Below are 363 nucleotides of genomic sequence, written 5' to 3' on the forward strand. Positions count from 1 at the left end.
TGCAGAAAACGACCGAAGCAGTGCCGATGTCCCGGCAGGATCCGGCGGTGCGGGAGCGGATCGAGTGGGCGGCGGTGCAGGTCTTCGCCGATTCGGAATTCCACCATGTGACCTTGCAACAAATCGCCCGGGCCGCCCGCTGCAGCCTGCAAACGCTTTATCGCTACTACGGGGATGACGCGCAGGGCAGCAAGGAGGCGCTGCTGAGCGCCTGTTTGCATCACGGCCTGGAACAGCTGGCCGAGCGGATGCTGGACCATCTTGCCGGTATTGATACGTTCCGCGACCGGCTCAGCAAGGTGTTCTGGGTGGTGCTGGATTTCTTCGACCGCAACCCGCAGATGGGCCGCATGATGATCAACT

1 protein-coding gene is annotated in these 363 nt (G+C 62.3%); it reads left to right on the forward strand.

Going from position 1 to position 363, the window contains the following annotated elements:
- Positions 1-26 precede the first annotated feature (26 nt).
- The coding region (locus A3730_RS10640; protein ID WP_231883923.1) for a TetR/AcrR family transcriptional regulator at positions 27-363 on the forward strand (337 nt) is incomplete at its 3' end.

The organism is Alcanivorax sp. HI0044 (assembly GCF_001634945.1).